General features: G+C 46.9%; 2 protein-coding genes. Both read right to left on the bottom strand.

Going from position 1 to position 1,485, the window contains the following annotated elements; translation table 11 throughout:
• Positions 1-489 (bottom strand): UvrD-helicase domain-containing protein (locus B7Y67_RS17810; protein WP_293599774.1); only part of this gene is annotated, 489 nt, incomplete at its 3' end.
• A partial coding sequence (locus tag B7Y67_RS17805) for a PD-(D/E)XK nuclease family protein (RefSeq protein WP_293599773.1) occupies positions 486-1,485 on the bottom strand: 1,000 nt, incomplete at its 5' end. The genes B7Y67_RS17805 and B7Y67_RS17810, both read right to left, overlap by 4 nt.

Here is a 1,485-nt window from a genome sequence, read left to right as displayed (position 1 = left end):
AGGTAAATCGCCCCACCAATCTTGCATGCACTCTTCTTGCAAGCGCTTAGCATCTTCACGAAGATTAAATCCAGGCTGGACTTCTGCGGAGATTGGCGCTGCTCCGAGAAGTTTGCCAAACCATCCATGAAAGGTATCAATCACAATCGATTGGGGACTCATTAATACTTTGAGATATAGCGCTCTTGCTTGCGGTAATAATTTCTTTGCTTCCACATGATCCAAACCCCTGATCTTGAGCTCATGAATAAGTTGCTCATCAGTCATATTGGAAAACTGTTCTAGCAATCCGTATAGACGGTCACGCATTTCTTGGGCGGCCTTACGGGTAAAGGTCAACGCCAAAATCTCTTGAGGCTTTGCACCAGCCAGCAATAAACGCACCATGCGAGCAACCAAGAGCCAGGTCTTGCCACTGCCTGCACAAGCAGAAACAATTACCGAGTGATTCGGATTGCAGGCTATGGCGTAATCAAACTGATCGCTCACCACATCCCCTTTCGACAAATACCTCTGGCTTCGCAATACTGGCAAACGCTATCAGGCGCAAACGCTTTCATGGGCTTGCGTGCCCATAAGACTTCGAGATCATCGCTGAGTTGCTCTGAAAATTGCACCATCATCTCTGGCATCTGCTCAACCAGATAAGATCTAACAATCTTGTCATCTGCTTTCTTCAGATCTGCTTTTAAGGACACCCACTCAGCTTGCTCAATGTTACGACCAGGAAGATGTGCTGCAATGGCATTCTCATTAACAGCTCTGGCATAAATTAGTAACTGAGGATCATCCAAGAGATGATCTGCCCGCTTCTTGATTTTGTTAATGCCTTGGTTTTTATAATCAATCACTGCTGCGGTAGTGGAATTATTGGTATTGATGTCAAAGCGGTCAGCGCGCCCCGCAATCTCAATCTCTCTTTGCACGCCATCGGGATCAGTCAACGACACCATGAATCCAACAGGCAACTCGGCATCGTGATACTGCCAACCCTCTGCCTCGCGCTGGAGTTGCCACTCTACAAAACTAGGAATCTGCTTTTGCCAATCACGCAAAGTGCCCGTGACTCTGGCATCACCCTTGATCAAGCGCTCAAACTCTTTTTCTGAATACTTGGTGAGATGTTCACGCATCCACTCACGACGAGCATCTTCGCCTTGATGAATACTCGAATGGGGTTTTTGCTCTTCTGTTTTTAATGCTTGGAAGAAGTTCTTTAGTAAAGCATGTAAAACCTGCCCAGCCAATGAGGCATCAAAACCCTCTTCGAATTCTTTGGCCTTACGCAAACCCAAGATACTGCGCACGTAGTAACGATAAGGACAATCTCTTAATGCTTTGTAAGCGCTAGGAGACATGCTGATCGGCAAAGCAATATCTGGGTTCACCGTTGTAACCGCTTCTTGCAGTGGGTCTGACAGGCTTGAATACGTATCAGGCTTCGCCTCTAATATCGGCCAATCTAGTAGTTGCGTGCGTAGGCGA

This window comes from Polynucleobacter sp. 35-46-11, from assembly GCF_002281105.1.
The sequence above is the reverse complement of the archived record's forward strand: the minus strand, read 5'-3'. Positions and strand labels throughout refer to the sequence as shown.